This window comes from Streptomyces sp. NPDC104096 (assembly GCF_055584385.1).
The window spans coordinates 348,127-364,209 of sequence record NZ_JBVJMD010000001.1 but is presented as its reverse complement, the minus strand read 5'-3'; the positions used below and the strand labels follow the sequence as shown (position 1 = coordinate 364,209).

The window sequence follows — 16,083 nt, the reverse complement described above, 5'->3', positions numbered from 1 at the left end:
ACGGGCTTGAGCGGGCGGGCTCTAGCGGGTCGGGAGGGTGTCCTGTTCCACGTCCGCGTGGGTGCTCTGCGACGGCACCATCGAGCCGCCGAAGGGGAAGTCCCGCAGTTTGCGCCACACCCCGTCGGGGCCCTGCTCGTACAGGGCGAAGCCGGTGCACAGCCAGTCGGCCTCGTAGTCGGCGAGCTCGGCGAAGGCGCGGTCCATGGCGGCGTCGTCGATGCCGTGCGCGACCGTGACGTGGGGGTGGTACGGGAACTGGAGCTCGCGGGCCACCGGCCCGGAGGCGGCGCGGATCTGCTGCTGGAGCCAGGCGCAGGACTCGGCGCCCGCCACGATCCGCATGTACACCACCGGCGACAGGGGCCGGAAGGTGCCCGTGCCGGACAGCCGCAGCGGGAAGGACCGGCCGGCGCACGCGACCTCGACGAGGTACGCCTCGACCGCGGGGACCAGGGCGCCCTCGATCTCGGTCGGGGGCAGCAGGGTGATGTGCGTGGGGATGGCGTGGGCCGCGGCGTCGCCGAAGCCCGCGCGCAGCTCCTGGAGGGCGCTGCCGTGAGGCTCCGGGACCGCGATCGACACTCCGATCGTTACGGTCCCCACGTCATCTCCTGTCGTCGTGTCGGATGTGCTCGGCGGGTGCCGGTGGTGTGCCGGGTTTGTTCTCAGCCGTCCGGCTTCGACTGTACGGCCACGACCGCGCTCTGGGCAGGCGCAGCCGTAGTGATGTGCAGCGCTCTGCCCGGTGGTGCGTGTGTGCGGTGGTGCGCCTCAGTGCTTGGCGGGCAGGAAGCCGACTCTGTCGTACGCCCGGGAAAGGGTTTCCGCGGCGACCGCGCGCGCCTTCTCCGCGCCCTTGGCGAGGACCGAGTCGAGGGTCTCCGGGTCCTCCAGGTACTGCTGGGTGCGCTCCCGGAACGGTGTGACGAACTCGACCATGACCTCGGCGAGGTCCGTCTTGAGCGCGCCGTACATCTTGCCCTCGTACTCCTGCTCCAGCTCGGCGATCGACCTGCCGGTGAGGGTGGAGTAGATGGTGAGGAGGTTGCTGACGCCCGGCTTGCCCTCGGCGTCGTAGCGGATCACGGTGTCCGTGTCGGTGACCGCGCTCTTGACCTTCTTCGCCGTCGCCTTGGGGTCGTCGAGAAGGTTGATGAGGCCCTTCGGCGTGGACGCCGACTTGCTCATCTTGATCGACGGGTCCTGGAGGTCGTAGATCTTCGCCGTCTCCCGGAGGATGTACGGCTTCGGGATGGTGAAGGTCTCGCCGAAGCGGCCGTTGAAGCGCTCGGCGAGGTCGCGGGTCAGCTCGATGTGCTGGCGCTGGTCCTCGCCGACCGGGACCTCGTGGGCCTGGTAGAGCAGGATGTCGGCGACCTGGAGGACCGGGTACGTGAACAGGCCGACGGACGCCCGGTCGGCGCCCTGCTTGGCGGACTTGTCCTTGAACTGGGTCATCCGGGAGGCCTCGCCGAAGCCGGTGAGGCAGTTCATGATCCAGGCGAGCTGGGCGTGCTCGGGGACGTGACTCTGCACGAAGAGCGTGCAGCGCTCCGGGTCGAGGCCGGCCGCGAGGAGTTGCGCGGCCGCCAGGCGGGTGTTCGCGCGCAGCTCCGCGGGGTCCTGCGGGACCGTGATCGCGTGCAGGTCGACGACCATGTAGAACGCGTCGTGGGACTCCTGGAGTGCCACCCACTGGCGGACGGCGCCGAGGTAGTTGCCGAGGTGGAACGAGCCTGCGGTGGGCTGGATTCCGGAGAGCACGCGGGGTCGGTCAGAGGCCATGTTCATCATTCTCTCAGGTCTCGCGGTGCGGTCCTGAACTGGTGGGGAACTGATGGAGGAACGGGCCCGCCACGGGAGTTGCGGAACCCGTGTCGTCCGGAGGGCCTCGCCGGGCCCGAAGGGCAGGGAGGGGGAGGGGATGGGATCCCGGGGCAGACGAGGGGAACGTGTGAGCGGGCGTCGCGGCGGGCGTGCCGACGGGTGCCGAAGCGGACGTCGGGGCGGGCGCACGGCGGCGCGGGGCGGGTCCGTCGCGCTGCTGCTGGCGGCCCTGTGCGAGGTGGCCCTGTGCGGCGCGCCCGCGGCCGCGTCGACCGCGCGGACCCCGGACCGCGACGTCCCCGACCTGGCCCTGATCGTCGCGGACCACACGGGACGGACGCGGACCCTGCGCTTCGGACAGCCCGGCTTCGACGACCTGTGGCAGCTTCTGCAACCGATGCGCACGCGGACCGAGCCGGTGGCGGACGCCTGGGCGGAGGGCCGGTATCCGTCGGTGCGGATCACCGTGGTCTGGGGGCTCACGGGTATCGGAGGCTGGCCGCAGACCCGCCGGGCGCCGGGCGCCGACGTCGCCATGGAGCGGGAGGACCAGTTGTTCGTGGCCGCGGACGGCACCCCTTGGGTGCGCTCGGACCTGTCGCCGGACGTGGAGGACGACGACATCCGCTGGAACCGGCTCTCACGGCCGCTCTACGAGCGGGTGGACCGGACGGGGCTGCTCGGTACGGCCGGGGACGGACCCGGTGCGGGTTCGTCCGGCGCGACCGGTTGGCCGGAGCGGGCCGGCTGGGCGGCGGCCGGTCTGGCCGCCGGGGTCGGCGGCACGCTGCTGGCGCGCCGCGCGGCGGCCCGGCGCGAGGCCGGACCGCCCGGGGAGGAACCCCGGCAGGAGCTGATCGATCTGTAGTCCGCGCCGCCGGGGTCCGGGCGCGCCGGTCAGGCGCCGAGGTCGATCTCCGGGTACAGCGGGAAGCCCGCGACCAGGTCGGTGGCGCGGCGGGAGATCTCGTCCGCGATCTTGGGGTCGAGGACGTGCTGGGCCTTGGAGGGGGCGCCCTTGGCGGTGGTGCCGGCCTCGGTGGTGGTCAGGACGCGGTCGATGAGTCCGGCGACCTCGTCCATCTCGGCGGTGCCCAGACCGCGGGTGGTCAGGGCGGGGGTGCCGATGCGGATGCCGGAGGTGTACCAGGCGCCGTTGGGGTCGGCGGGGATGGCGTTGCGGTTGGTGACGATGCCCGAGTCGAGCAGGGCGGCCTCGGCCTGGCGGCCGGTGAGGCCGTAGGAGGAGGCGACGTCGATCAGGTTGAGGTGGTTGTCGGTGCCGCCGGTGACCAGGGTGGCGCCGCGCCGGATCAGACCCTCGGCCAGGGCGCGGGAGTTGTCGACGATGCGCTGGGCGTAGTCCTGGAAGGACGGCTGCCGGGCCTCCGCCAGGGCCACCGCCTTGGCCGCCATGACGTGCGGGAGCGGGCCGCCGAGGACCATCGGGCAGCCGCGGTCGACCTGGTCCTTGAGGGAGTCGTCGCACAGGACCATGCCGCCGCGCGGGCCGCGCAGCGACTTGTGGGTGGTGGTGGTGACGATCTGGGCGTGCGGGACCGGGTCGAAGTCGCCGGTCAGGACCTTGCCCGCGACCAGGCCCGCGAAGTGGGCCATGTCGACCATGAGCGTGGCGCCGACCTCGTCGGCGATCTCGCGCATGATCCGGAAGTTCACCAGCCGGGGGTACGCGGAGTAGCCCGCGACGACGATCAGCGGCTTGAACTCGCGGGCCTGGGCGCGCAGGGCGTCGTAGTCGATCAGGCCGGTGGCCGGGTCGGTGCCGTAGGAGCGCTGGTCGAACATCTTGCCGCTGATGTTGGGCCGGAAGCCGTGGGTGAGGTGGCCGCCCGCGTCCAGGGACATGCCGAGCATCCGCTGGTTGCCGAAGGCCTGGCGCAGCTCGGCCCAGTCGGCCTCGGAGAGGTCGTTGACCTGGCGGGCGCCGGTCTTCGCCAGGAAGGGGACCTCGACCCGGTCGGCGAGCACGGCCCAGAAGGCGACGAGGTTGGCGTCGATGCCGGAGTGCGGCTGGACGTAGGCGTGGCGGGCGCCGAACAGCTCGCGGGCGTGCTCGGCGGCGAGGGACTCGACGGTGTCGACGTTGCGGCAGCCGGCGTAGAAGCGGCGGCCGACGGTGCCCTCGGCGTACTTGTCGCTGAACCAGTTGCCCATGGCCAGCAGGGTGGCCGGCGAGGCGTAGTTCTCGGAGGCGATCAGCTTGAGCATCTCGCGCTGGTCGGCGACCTCCTGGCCGATGGCGTCGGCGACACGGGGCTCGACGGCTCGGATCACGTCGAGGGCGGCGCGGAAGGCGGTGGACTCGGTGGAGAGGGGCTGCTGCTCTGTCATCTCGGCCTCCGGGTGGCGTGGCATCGAATGCGGTCACGGTTCACGGCACGGCCCAGGCGCACGGCACTGGTCACTACCGGGCCGCTCCCCGATGGTTCGTCCCATCCCAGCGCGCCAGTCACGGCCCGCGGGAAAGCCTACCGGGCTCGTCGTGGCGCATGGTCCCGCGTCCATCATGCGAGCGACGATAGGAAGGGGGCCCGTCCCACGTCCTGGAGGGCACCGTGACCGCCACAGAGTCCCTGGTCCGAGCGGCCGAGGAGCACAGCGCGCACAACTACCACCCGCTGCCGGTGGTCGTCGCCACCGCCGACGGCGCGTGGATGACCGACATCGAGGGGCGCCGGTACCTGGACCTGCTGGCCGGTTACTCCGCGCTCAACTTCGGGCACGGCAACCGACGGCTGATCGAGGCGGCGAAGGCCCAGCTCGACCGGGTGACGCTGACGTCCCGGGCGTTCCACCACGACCGCTTCGCGGCGTTCTGCGCCGAGCTCGCCGAGCTGTGCGGGATGGAGCTGGTGCTGCCGATGAACACGGGCGTGGAGGCGGTCGAGACGGCCGTGAAGACCGCCCGGAAGTGGGGCTACCGGGTCAAGGGCGTGCCGTCGGAGATGGCGAAGATCGTGGTCGCGGGCAACAACTTCCACGGCCGTACGACGACGGTGATCAGCTTCTCGACCGATCCGGAGGCCCGGGCGGACTTCGGGCCGTACACGCCGGGCTTCGAGATCGTGCCGTACGGCGATCTCACGGCGCTGCGGTCGGCGCTGACCGAGAACACGGTGGCCGTGCTGCTGGAGCCGATCCAGGGCGAGGCGGGCGTACTGGTGCCGCCGGCCGGCTATCTGCCGGGGGTGCGGGAGCTGACCCGGGAGCGGAACGTGCTGTTCGTCGCCGACGAGATCCAGTCGGGCCTCGGCCGGACCGGACGTACGTTCGCGTGCGAGCACGAGGGTGTGGTGCCCGATGTGTATGTGCTGGGCAAGGCCCTGGGCGGCGGGATCGTGCCGGTGTCGGCGGTGGTGTCGAGCACCGAGGTGCTGGGGGTGTTCCGGCCCGGGGAGCACGGGTCGACGTTCGGCGGGAACCCGCTGGCCTGCGCGGTGGCCCTGGAGGTGATCGCGATGCTGCGCTCGGGCGAGTACCAGGCCAGGGCCGCCGAGCTGGGCGAGCACCTGCACCGGGAGCTGACCGGGCTGACCGGGAGCGGCCGGGCGACGGCGGTGCGCGGGCGCGGACTGTGGGCGGGCGTCGACATCGCTCCGGCGTACGGGACGGGCCGGGAGGTCTCCGAGAAGCTGATGGACCGGGGCGTACTGGTGAAGGACACCCACGGCCCGACCATCCGGATCGCACCCCCGCTGGTGATCGCGAAGGAGGACCTGGACTGGGGGCTGGACCAGCTGCGCGCGGTACTGGACGTGTGAGCGGGCGGCGGGCCGCCTGCTCGCCCTAGAGGATCACGTGGGGCAGGAAGCGGGCGTACTCGTCCGTGATCGGGCCGGTGGACTCGCGGATCCCGAGACCGGCCGACTCGTCCCCGACCACCCAGGCACCGAGGACGACGTGGTTGCCGTCGAAGACCGGCAGCTCCGCCAGTTCCTGGTAACAGCGGGGTTCGTCACCGGGCGCCGGGGCTGCGGGAGCGGCGGAGCCGGGCTCGTGGATCGTCACCCCGGCGCCTTCGCGGCCGAGGAGGGGCTTCGCGACGTAGCCGGTCGTGGCCGCCAGGTCTCGGGGGCCGTCGAGGAAGGCGGGGAGCAGGTTGGGGTGCCCCGGGTACAGCTCCCAGAGGATCGCCAGCAGCGCCTTGTTGCTGAGGAGCATCTTCCAGGCGGGCTCGATCCAGAGGGTGGAACCGGTGCCGCCGCCGTTGTCCAGGGTGTCGAGGACATGGCGGGCGAAGGCGTCGGTGGTGAGCCATTCCCACGGGTAGAGCTTGAAGATGCTGCGGATGAAGCGGAGCTGCCGGTCCACGAAGCGGCCGGAGAGGGTGTCCCAGCCGATCTCCTCCATGGAGATCCACTCGGTGGCGAGGCCGGCCTGCTCGGCGGTCTCCTTCAGATAGGCGACCGTCATCAGGTCCTCGCCCAGTTCGTCGGCGGAGGAGTGCGCGAAGTGCAGGGGGCTGCCGGGCGGAAGCAGCCCGGCCTGCTTGCGCCAGCTGTCGACCAGCCGTTCGTGCAGGGAGTTCCACTGGTCGGCGCCGGGAAAACGTTCCTCCATCCAGAACCACTGGGGTGAGGCGGCCTCGACCAGGGAGGTGGGCGTGTCGGCGTTGTACTCCAGCAGCTTGGCCGGGCCGGTGCCGTCGTAACGGAGGTCGAAGCGGCCGTACAGCGAGGGCAGTTCGGCACGCCGGTGCCAGGCCTCGGTCACGGCCGCGGCGACCCGCGGGTCGGTGATGCCGAGGTCGGCGAGACGGTCCTGCGCCACGATGTGCCCGGCCGCGGCGAGGCACATGCGGTGCAGTTCCTCGACGGTCTCCTCCAGCGCCTCGACCTCGTCGAGCGTGAAGACGTAGTAGGCGCTCTCGTCCCAGTAGGGGCGCAGCGAGCCGTCGGGATGACGGGTGAGGGGGTAGACGAGTCCCTGTCCCTCGACGGTCTGCTGCCAGCCGGGGCGAGGGGTGGTCGTACGGCGTTCCACGGTCCGGATACCCGTCAGCCGCCGGAGCTGCCGTGGCCGCCGCCGAAGCCGCCGCGGTGGACCCCGCTCTTGTGGCTGTCGTCGTCCGAGGAACCGCGCGAACCCGAACCGGAGCCGGAGCCGGAGCCCTTGCCCGGCTTGGTGAAGGAGCCCCCGGTGACCCAGGACTTCTTCTCCTTGCCGCCGTAGTACCAGGCGCCGTTCACGGAGGTCTTGGACGTCTTGGAGGTCGTGGTGGACCTGGTGGACTTGCAGTTCTTGTCGGAGACGACCTTGTAGCCCTTGGCGAGCTGGTAGCTGTTCCGGTCGACACAGCGCTGGTCCGGGGCGGAGGAGCAGGCGGTCAGGGCGGTGGCGAGCAGGCCCATGCCGCCGAGGACCACCGTGCCGGAGCGTAGTTGTCTGCGTGTGTCCGCCATTGTCGTGTCCCCCGTCGGTCGGTGATGTCCGGCGGTCATCCTAAGGACAGGCGCGCCGGACCCGGCAGGGGGCCCGGCGGTCTCCCGCTCCGTTGGAGTCGCTTTCGTGCTGTTCGGGATGGTGTGTGCGCTCGGTGCCGCGGTGTGTTTCGGCACGGCGACGGTTCTCCAGGCGATGGCCGCGCGGGAGGCGGGCGCGGCCGGCGGCGGCGGGGATGCCGCGCTGCTGCTGCGGGCGCTGCGGCAGTGGCGGTATCTGGCCGGACTCGCGCTGGACGGGCTGGGGTTCCTGCTCCAGATCGCGGCGCTGCGTTCGCTGCCGATCTACGCGGTGAGCGCCGCGCTGGCCGCGAGCCTCGCGGTGACGGCGGTGGTGGCGGCGCGCCTGCTGAAGGTGCGGCTGAGCGGGGTGGAGTGGGCCGCGGTCGCGGTGGTGTGTCTGGGGCTGGCGATGCTGGGCCTGGCGTCCGGGACGGAGGGGGCCGAGGACGGGCCGGGGGCGCTGCGGTACGCGATGGTGGCCACGGCCCTGGCGGTGCTGCTGCTGGGCCTGCTCGGCGGACGGCTGCACGGGCGCACCCGGGCCCTGGTGCTCGGACTGGGCGCGGGCTTCGGCTTCGGGGTGGTCGAGGTGTCGGTCCGGCTGGTCGACTCGTTGCGGCCGGTCGACCTGCTGACCGACCCGGCCGTCTATGCGCTGCTGCTCGGCGGGGGCGCCGCGTTCCTGCTGCTGACCTCGGCCCTGCAACGCGGTTCGGTGACGACGGCGACGGCCGGCATGGTGATCGGCGAGACGATCGGTCCGGCGGCGGTGGGCGTGATCTGGCTCGGCGACCGCACCCGGGAGGGGCTGACCTGGCTGGCGGCGCTGGGATTCGCGGTGGCGGTGGCGGGCGCGCTGGCGCTGGCGCGGTTCGGGGAGGCGCCGCAGGAGACGTCGGCAGCGCAGGCCCCGACGGTGCCGCCCCCTACGGCAACGCCCTGAGCAGTGCCTCCAGCGTGCCGGTCCACGCGTGGTCCGGCGGGGTGCCGTAGCCGACGACCAGGGCGTCCAGCGGCTCCACGGTGGCCAGTTCATGGCGGAAGCGGGACAGGCCCTGGACGGCCAGTCCCTGCCAGGCGGCCGCCCGGACCACCGACTGCTCGGTTCCCGGCGGCAGCCGTACGACGGCGTGCAGGCCCGCCGCGATACCGGTGACGCGGATGCCCGGCGCGCGGTCGGCGAGGGCCGCGACCAGGGCGTCGCGGCGGCGGCGGTACCGCTGGCGGACGGCACGCACATGACGGTCGTAGGCGCCGGAGGCGATGAACTCGGCGAAGGTCAACTGGTCCAGCACGCCGGTGGCGGATGTCTCCCCCACCACCTCCTCGGGGGCCAGGGACGGCGGCAGCACCAGCCAGCCCAGGCGCAGGCCGGGGGCGAGGGACTTGCTGGCCGTGCCGAGGTAGACCACGTGCTCGGGGTCCAGGTCCTGGAGGGCGCCGACGGGCTGACGGTCGTAGCGGAACTCGCCGTCGTAGTCGTCCTCCAGGATCAGACCGCCGGTGCGACGGGCCCAGTCGACCAGCGCGGCCCGGCGTTCGGGACGCAGCGCGACGCCCATCGGGAACTGGTGGGCGGGGGTCAGCAGCATCGCCCGTACGCCGGTCAGGTCCCCCGGACGGGTGCCGCGTTCGTCGAAGGGCAGCGGGACGGTGCGCAGGCCGGTGCGCTCGACGAGGTCGCGGTGCGCGTCGAGGCTGTACGACTCCACGGCCAGGGTGCGCAGCCCGCGGGCGTGCAGCAGTTCGCCGAGCAGCCGCAGACCTTGGGAGAACCCGGAACAGACGAGGATGCGGTCGGGGTCCGCGCGCACGCCTCGGGCCCGGGAGAGGTAACCCGCGAGCGCGGTGCGCAGTTCGACGCGGCCGCGCGGGTCGCCGTAGCCGAGGGCGTCGTTCGGGGCGGCGGCCAGGGCGCGGCGGGCGGCCCTGAGCCACTCGGCGCGCGGGAAGGTCGCGAGGTCCGGGTTGCCCGGGAGAAGGCTGTAGGCGGACCGGCCGGGCGGGCGCGGCCGGAGTGCGGGGCGGCCGGCCGGCCGGGGCAGCGCGCTCCCCCACTGTCCGAAAGACGTGGGAGGTACCCCCATGGCGACCCGGGTGCCGGAACCCTGCCGGGCGGTCAGCCAGCCCTCGGCCACCAGATCGGCGTAGGCGTCGGCGACCGTGTTGCGGGCGATGCCCAGGTCGGCGGCGAGGGACCGGGAGGACGGCAGCCGGGTGCCCGCGGTCAGCCGTCCGCTGCGGACCGCCTCGCGCAGGGCGTCGGTCAGCCCTCGGCGCAGGCCCGGTCCGGACGGTTCCAGATGCAGGTCGATGCCCAGATTGGCCCAGGGTTCAGCCATGGAAATGGACCATACCCGCGGGCTGCCTCGCGCCTAGGGTCGACGTCATGAGTACGAACGACGACCACGACAGCCACGACGCCCACGCCTCCGACCCGACCGGCACGTCCTCAGCCACCGAGTACGCCCCCGAGCACACTCCCCGGCTCGCCTGGGCCCGGCACTCGCCCGAGGTCTACAAGGCGATGGTCCAGCTGGACCGGGCCGCGCGGGCCGGGCTCGATCCGCGGCTGGCCGAGCTGGTGAAGATCCGCTCCTCGCAGCTCAACCACTGCGCGTTCTGCCTCGACATGCACACCAAGGACGCGCTCGCGGCGGGCGAGAGCGTGGAGCGGATCATCCAGGTCGCCGCCTGGGAGGAGTCCCGGCACTTCTACACGGAGAAGGAGCTCGCGGCGCTGGAGCTGACCGAGGCGGTCACGGTCCTCACCGACGGGTTCGTACCGGACGAGGTGTACGAGCGGGCCGCCAAGCAGTTCGACGAGGCCGAGCTGGCCCAGCTCATCGCCGCGATCACGGTGATCAACGCGTGGAACCGGTTCGCGGTGACCACCCGGATGGTGCCGGGGCACTACCGGCCGGGACAGCACGGATGACGGGGACGGGACGCCGACCGTGAACAAGGCCGAGACCTTACGCGCCCTGCACCTGGGCCGCTCGCCGGACGACCCGCTCGTCCTGCCCGGCCCGTGGGACGCGGCGAGCGCCCGGGTGTTCGCCGACGCCGGGTTCCCGGCCCTGGCCACGCCGAGCGCCGGAGTCGCCGCCTCGCTGGGATACGCGGACGGGGCGACCCCGGCCGACGAGATGTTCGCGGCGGTGGCGCGGATCGTACGGGCCGTGGACATCCCGGTGTCCGCGGACGTCGAGGACGGGTACGGACTCCGGCCGAGGGAGCTGGTGGAGCGGCTGCTGGAGACGGGGGCCGTGGGCTGCAACCTGGAGGACTCCTCGGGCGGCGTCCTCAAGGATCCGCGGGAACACGCCGACTGGCTGGCCGAGGTGCGGTCGGCGGCCGCCGGCCGGCTCTTCGTCAACGCGCGGGTCGACACCTTCCTGCGCGGGGTCACCGACCCCGGTCAGACCGTCGAACGGGCCGCCCGGTACGTGGCCGCCGGGGCCGACTGCGTCTATCCGATCGGCGCCCCGGCCGAGCTGCTGCCGCGGCTGCGGTCGGGCATCCGGGGCCCGCTCAACGTGTTCGCCCGGCTCGACGGCGACGGCCCCTCGCCGGGCGAGCTCGGCGCGCTGGGAGCCACCCGGATCACGTTCGGGCCCGGCCTGCAGAAGTGGTCGTCCCACGCGCTGCTGAGCATGGCCGAGGAGCTGCGGAAGCGGTGAGCGGTGCCTGGCCGGAGGGCGGTCCCCGGCCCGCTCTCCGACCGGGCCGCCATCAGCTCCCGCACCCGCCGCCCGGTGGGCAGAAGGACGTGACCGCCGTGGTGAGCGGGGCGCGGACCAGGTCGGCGGCGAGGTTTTCCGGACCGCTGGAGCGGATCGCGTAGAGCGTGCCGTCGGCGGCCCGGAAGCGGTGGTCGATCACCTGGCGGGGGCCGGTGTCCGCGTCGTCGTAGCGGTAGGTCAGCTCGGCGAAGGCGGTGTCGGACCGGCGGTCGAGGACCCGGTAGCCGGGCTGGCGGGCGAAGCCGTAACCGGGGTCGTGCTCGGCGAGGTCCAGGGACTCGGCCGGGGTGCTCTCGGCGAGCGCGAAGATCTGGAGCCGACGGCCGTCGTCCGGCGAGTCGTAGGAGACGACCGGGGCCAGCTCGCCCTGCTTCTGCCTGCGGGTCCAGCCCTCGGGGACGGCCACGGTGTAGCCGACCGGGTCACGGGCCGTGCGGTAGCCCGGGGCGGCCGTCCCGGTCGGCGCGGCGGGCGACTTCGCCGGTGCCGTGGCCGCCGGCGGTGCCGAGGTCGCGTCGGCGGCCGGGGTGGTCGCGGTGTCCTCGCCGGTGGCGGTGTCGTCGGTGGTCGCGGTGCCCCCGGAGACCGGGGCGGCGACGGTCGGGGCGGCCCCGGGCAGGGTGACGGGGTCGCGGGTGAGGTACCAGAGCCCGGTTCCGACGCCCCCGCCGAGGACGACCGTGGCGGTGGTCACGAGCAGCAGACGCGCCACCCGGGAACGGACGGGGGCGGAGACGGGAGCGGGCGCCGGGGTGTGACCGGCGGCGGGTGCCCAGGGGGGCGGGAGGGGAGTCGGGGGCCGGTCCGGCGCGGGTGTCCACGGCGGTGGCAGCGCTGTGCCGGTCCGGGTCTCGGCCGACGCCCACGGCGGCGCGGAGCCCTCCTCGCCCGGCTCGTACCCGAAGCCGGGCTCACGCCCCGCGCTGGACTCGTGCCCCGCGCTGGACTCACGCCCTGAGTTCGGCTCACGCCCTGGGTTCGGCTCGTAGCCTGAGCCCGACTCATGTCCCGCGCGCGGCTCGCGTCCTGAGCGAGGCTCATGTCCGAAGCCGGCGTCACGTCCGGCACCCGGCTCGTGCGCCGGACCGGAGCCGTCCCATCCGAATGCGTCCATCACGGACCCCCCGAACGCCCTGTTGGCCACCGCTTTCGACGTTAGCGGCGAAAACGGCCACAGGCCCCGTTCCGGTCGGAACCGGAACGGGGCCTGTGCGAGGTCGTGACAGAACCGCGAAGGCGGATCGGCCCAGGACGGCTCAGATGAGGCCGAGGCCGCGGACCGCGTCGCGCTCCTCCTCGAGCTCCTTGACGGAGGCGTCGATGCGGGCACGCGAGAACTCGTTGATGTCCAGGCCCTGGACGATCTCGTACTTGCCGTCCTTGGTGGTGACGGGGAAGGAGGAGATCAGGCCCTCCGGGACGCCGTAGGAGCCGTCCGACGGGATGCCCATCGAGGTCCAGTCGCCGTCCGCCGTGCCGTTGACCCACGTGTACACGTGGTCGATGGCGGCGTTGGCGGCGGAGGCGGCGGAGGACGCGCCACGGGCCTCGATGATCGCGGCACCGCGCTTGGCGACGGTCGGGATGAAGTCCTCGGCCAGCCACTTCTCGTCGTTCACGACCTCGGCGGCGTTCTTGCCGGCGACCGTGGCGTGGAAGATGTCGGGGTACTGGGTGGCGGAGTGGTTGCCCCAGATCGTCAGGCGCTTGATGTCCGCGACCGTGGTGCCGGTCTTCTTCGCGAGCTGGGTCAGCGCGCGGTTGTGGTCGAGGCGGGTCATCGCGGTGAAGCGCTCGGCCGGTACGTCCGGAGCGGCGGCCTGCGCGATGAGCGCGTTGGTGTTGGCCGGGTTGCCGACGACGAGGACCTTGATGTCGTCCGCGGCGTGGTCGTTGATGGCCTTGCCCTGCGGCTTGAAGATGCCACCGTTGGCGGAGAGCAGGTCACCGCGCTCCATGCCCTTGGTGCGCGGACGGGCGCCCACGAGAAGGGCGACGTTCGTGCCGTCGAAGGCGACGTTCGGGTCGTCCGTGATGTCGATGCCCTGAAGCAGCGGGAACGCGCAGTCGTCCAGCTCCATGGCCGTGCCCTCGGCCGCCTTCAGCGCCGGGGTGATCTCCAGCAGGCGCAGCTTGACCGGCACGTCCGCGCCGAGCAGCTGACCGGAGGCGATGCGGAAGAGGAGGGCGTAACCGATCTGGCCGGCCGCGCCGGTGACGGTGACGTTCACGGGAGTGCGGGTCATGGCGTTCTCCGTATGACAGCTGGCGGTGGGGCGTCCCTGCCCCGGGGGTCCGGGATCCCCGCCGTCGGCTCGTGACCGGCGCCGGCCGCGATGATCGATCACCGGTACGAATGATCGATCTCTTGGCGTCAAGAGAGATCCAGCGGTCAGGCTATCGCGCATCCGGGATGCCGCACGCGCGGGCCCCTGTGGCCCGCCCCACAGAGGGACGCCGACCGGGCCAACGACCGGGCGGAAAAGGGTCGATCGGCGTTCACCCCGAAGGGTGAGGACGGCGGCCGGGCCTACGGCCCGAAGAGTGAGCGGGAGCGTCGGACGGGCTGACGACCCGGAAGGTCGGCGCGGCGGCCGGGCTCACGGCCCGGAGGGCGAGACCGGCGGCCGCCGGTCTCGGAGAGGACACGGGCGGCCGCCGTGGGGTGCCGGATCACCGGACTCCCGTGGGGGTGATGTCCGCCTGCCCCGGATGCCGACGACCATGCGTGTCCGGCACCGAATTGTTCGTGACGCCGGTCGCGCCCCACGATTCGCACCGTCACGGCCCGCGCGGACCGCACCACTACGCCCCGGACCGCTACCGCGCACATCCCCACGCTCCGGACCGCTACCGCGTGCACCCCTTCGGCCCGGACGCCAGGGTCGCGCACGCCTTCGCCTCGGCCGCGTTCTTCACCGCCAGCATCGGCGTGTACGCGATGGTGTCCCCGGCGGCCGTGATGCTGCCGGACTGCCGGGCGGCACCGACGGCGACCTGGACCTCGTCCCCCCGCGCGGCGCCCGTGATGCGCCCCCACGCGGCCTTGCAGGTCTCGCTGTAGCGGACCTCGACGACGGTCGTGGCGACGGTGGCCTTCTCGGCGGTGGTCACCAGGGCACCGCTGCACCCCATGCTCTCCGCGTCCTTGCCGGTGCAGCCCGCTCCGCTGCACTTCACCCCGGCGGGCAGCGCGACGGTGGTGCCGACCGACGCCGAGGGCGAACCGCCCGTCCCCGCCTTCCCCTTGCCGTCGCCGTCGCCGGTGGCGAACCAGAACACTCCGGCCATGACGACGAGGACACCGACGAGACCCGCGAGGAACATCGTCGCCCGCCGCTTTCCGGGCGAGCCGGCCGAGTCGTCGGCCGGACCGGCGGCTCCCGGACCGTCGCCCCGCGGCGGCGCGCCGTACGGACTCGGGTCAGGGCCTGGACCCGGGCGCGGGCTCGAACCGAGGTGTGCGGCGTGGTCGCGCCGCCGGACGTCGGTGTCGGGTCTTCCCGACTGCTGCGGCACTGTCGGGGCGACCCCCGCGGGGCCCGCGGTCCCGGGGGTCACCGTGGCGCTGCCGCCCTGCCGGGCCGCTCGGCCCGGCCGGGCCTTCCCGGGCGGCTCGGCGTTCACCGGCGGGGCGCCGAACTCCCCCAGCGCGGCCCGCGCCTGGGAGATGCGGAAGGCCTCCATGGTCATGTCGTGACGCATCTCCGAACGGCTCCAGGCGCGTTCGGCGAGTTCCCACATGGTGGTCAGATGGACCGGGCTGGTGCCGGTCACCTCGGCCAGGGCCACGATCGCCCCTTTGGGCGCCAGGAGCCGGCCGTTGAGATAGCGCTCCCAGGACGTCTTGCTGTAGCCCGTGCGGTCGGCCACCGCAGCGACGCCCAGACCGCCGCGGTCCACCAGCCGCCGTAACTGGCTGACGAACTCCCTCACCTGCGGATCGAGTTCATCCGGCAAGGCCCTCCAACGAGGCATCGAACCCCCCCTCTTCCCCCGGTAGGTGCCGATCGTTCCCGTGCGTGACGCCCTCCGCCAGGCCCCCGTTCCGGCTACCCACAGAGATGCGTCCGGCCGTGGTCCCAGTTCCCGGGACGACGGCGCACGGGAGTGCGCGGACCGCGCGCGGGCGGCTCCGCACGCCCGACTGATCACCGGACGCCCCGGACCACCCCGACCCGTCCTGGACCGTCCTCATTGGACACGTTAGTCGCGGTGTACGGCCGGTTCGGGACGCTTTCCGAACTTGTCAACTCATCGACACAGTGGGCACACAAGCGTGACCTCACATGCCTCAAATGCCTCCGGATCACCGGTCGAGGCAGCACGCCCGCGGCAGCACGCTCACGGCGTCACGCCCCTGGCAGCACGCTCACGGCAGCACGCTTGTGGCATGGCGCGGACACGGTAGCGGAACGGTCACTTCCGTGACACAGCGCGTCGGCAGCGGTTGAACCGCGCGTCCGCGGCGGGGGAGGGTGGTGTCCGGCGGCGGGCCGTCCTCCGACGGGGGTGAGGACGGACCGCCGTACGTCGTACGCGGGGATCAGCCGCTGACGCTGAAGTGCAGCGCGCCCTTCAGGAAGGGGATCACCAGCCACGGGTCCGGCTGCGCCATCAGGGCGAGCAGCACGATGGCGAGACCCAGCACTCCGTACGTCGCGATGTCCGTGAAGCGGGAGCGCACCGCGAGCATGCCGACGCCGGGGAGCATCCAGCGCATGACCGCTCCGGCGAGGAGGGCGGCGCCGATCAGGATCGTCCCGACCCGGAACTGGTCCAGCGCCGTCAGCAGCAGGCCCAGCCCGACCACGACCAGCACCGCGAGGATCGGCCACTGCCGCGCGGGGGCCGGCGCGTCGCCGGGCGCGGCCCGGCCGCCGCCCTCGGGGCGCGCGGTGTCCTTGGTGAACAGCGGGAACCGGCGCGTCGCGCGCTTCGGCCGCCCGGCGGCGTCGGGCGCGCTGATCGGGTCGAGGACGGTGGGCTCCGCGTCCGCCTGCTCGCCGCCCTGCCCACCGGCCCGCGCGTCGACGCTGGCG

At 73.0% G+C, this 16,083-nt stretch carries 15 protein-coding genes and 1 riboswitch; of the genes, 5 read left to right on the top strand and 10 right to left on the bottom strand.

Going from position 1 to position 16,083, the window contains the following annotated elements:
• Positions 1-21 precede the first annotated feature (21 nt).
• Positions 22-606, bottom strand: coding sequence for a 2'-5' RNA ligase family protein (locus ACZ60B_RS01745; RefSeq protein ID WP_469383318.1), 585 nt, complete (start codon positions 604-606; stop codon positions 22-24).
• Positions 607-774: 168 nt separating this feature from the next.
• Entirely contained in the window at positions 775-1,788 is a 1,014-nt protein-coding gene (trpS, locus tag ACZ60B_RS01740; RefSeq protein WP_469383317.1) for a tryptophan--tRNA ligase, read from the bottom strand.
• 286 nt (positions 1,789-2,074) lie between these two features.
• Here trpS and ACZ60B_RS01735 point away from each other — a divergent pair, with 286 nt between their 5' ends.
• Positions 2,075-2,698, top strand: coding sequence for a hypothetical protein (locus ACZ60B_RS01735; RefSeq protein ID WP_469383548.1), 624 nt, complete (start codon positions 2,075-2,077; stop codon positions 2,696-2,698).
• A 29-nt stretch (positions 2,699-2,727) separates the two neighbouring features.
• On the opposite strand, the gene ACZ60B_RS01730 is transcribed toward ACZ60B_RS01735, so the two are convergent.
• Entirely contained in the window at positions 2,728-4,182 is a 1,455-nt protein-coding gene (locus ACZ60B_RS01730) for a glycine hydroxymethyltransferase (RefSeq protein WP_469383316.1), read from the bottom strand.
• A 43-nt stretch (positions 4,183-4,225) separates the two neighbouring features.
• Positions 4,226-4,314, bottom strand: a riboswitch (ZMP/ZTP riboswitch).
• A gap of 92 nt (positions 4,315-4,406) precedes the next feature.
• Between ACZ60B_RS01730 and rocD the strand changes: the two genes are divergently transcribed.
• The gene (gene rocD, locus ACZ60B_RS01725; RefSeq protein WP_469383315.1) at positions 4,407-5,612 is read left to right on the top strand and encodes an ornithine--oxo-acid transaminase; all 1,206 of its coding nucleotides are present in this window, start codon (positions 4,407-4,409) and stop codon (positions 5,610-5,612) included.
• Between the two features lie 25 nt (positions 5,613-5,637).
• On the opposite strand, the gene ACZ60B_RS01720 is transcribed toward rocD, so the two are convergent.
• Together ACZ60B_RS01720 and ACZ60B_RS01715 are read right to left on the bottom strand one after the other, a co-directional pair.
• Positions 5,638-6,834: a glutathionylspermidine synthase family protein gene (locus tag ACZ60B_RS01720; RefSeq protein WP_469383314.1), complete on the bottom strand. Its 1,197-nt coding sequence runs from the start codon at positions 6,832-6,834 to the stop codon at positions 5,638-5,640.
• A gap of 14 nt (positions 6,835-6,848) precedes the next feature.
• The gene (locus ACZ60B_RS01715) at positions 6,849-7,253 is read right to left on the bottom strand and encodes a hypothetical protein (RefSeq protein ID WP_469383313.1); all 405 of its coding nucleotides are present in this window, start codon (positions 7,251-7,253) and stop codon (positions 6,849-6,851) included.
• 118 nt (positions 7,254-7,371) lie between these two features.
• On the opposite strand from ACZ60B_RS01715, the gene ACZ60B_RS01710 reads away from it, so the two are divergent.
• Positions 7,372-8,238, top strand: a complete 867-nt coding sequence (locus ACZ60B_RS01710) for a DMT family transporter (protein WP_469383547.1) — start codon at positions 7,372-7,374, stop codon at positions 8,236-8,238.
• On the opposite strand, the gene pdxR is transcribed toward ACZ60B_RS01710, so the two are convergent.
• On the bottom strand, positions 8,222-9,637 hold the full coding sequence (pdxR, locus tag ACZ60B_RS01705) for a MocR-like pyridoxine biosynthesis transcription factor PdxR (RefSeq protein WP_469383312.1): 1,416 nt from the start codon (positions 9,635-9,637) through the stop codon (positions 8,222-8,224). The two genes, ACZ60B_RS01710 and pdxR, sit on opposite strands and share 17 nt — an antisense overlap.
• A 47-nt stretch (positions 9,638-9,684) precedes the next feature.
• Between pdxR and ACZ60B_RS01700 the strand changes: the two genes are divergently transcribed.
• On the top strand, positions 9,685-10,233 hold the full coding sequence (locus ACZ60B_RS01700; RefSeq protein ID WP_469383311.1) for a carboxymuconolactone decarboxylase family protein: 549 nt from the start codon (positions 9,685-9,687) through the stop codon (positions 10,231-10,233).
• A 19-nt stretch (positions 10,234-10,252) separates the two neighbouring features.
• On the top strand, positions 10,253-10,978 hold the full coding sequence (locus ACZ60B_RS01695; RefSeq protein WP_469383310.1) for an isocitrate lyase/PEP mutase family protein: 726 nt from the start codon (positions 10,253-10,255) through the stop codon (positions 10,976-10,978).
• Between the two features lie 52 nt (positions 10,979-11,030).
• Here ACZ60B_RS01695 and ACZ60B_RS01690 read toward each other — a convergent pair whose 3' ends face one another.
• From ACZ60B_RS01690 to ACZ60B_RS01675, 4 genes are all read right to left on the bottom strand, one after another.
• Complete coding sequence (locus ACZ60B_RS01690) at positions 11,031-11,753, bottom strand: hypothetical protein (protein ID WP_469383309.1); 723 nt, start codon at positions 11,751-11,753, stop codon at positions 11,031-11,033.
• 544 nt (positions 11,754-12,297) lie between these two features.
• A complete protein-coding gene (locus tag ACZ60B_RS01685) occupies positions 12,298-13,287 on the bottom strand; it encodes a malate dehydrogenase (RefSeq protein ID WP_152893564.1) in 990 nt (329 codons plus the stop codon).
• Positions 13,288-13,891: 604 nt separating this feature from the next.
• Positions 13,892-15,019, bottom strand: a complete 1,128-nt coding sequence (locus ACZ60B_RS01680) for a helix-turn-helix domain-containing protein (RefSeq protein WP_469383308.1) — start codon at positions 15,017-15,019, stop codon at positions 13,892-13,894.
• Between the two features lie 568 nt (positions 15,020-15,587).
• Positions 15,588-16,010 carry a DUF3017 domain-containing protein gene (locus ACZ60B_RS01675; protein ID WP_469383546.1) on the bottom strand — a complete coding sequence of 141 codons (423 nt, stop codon included), beginning with the start codon at positions 16,008-16,010 and terminating at the stop codon, positions 15,588-15,590.
• Between the last annotated feature and the right edge of the window lie 73 nt (positions 16,011-16,083).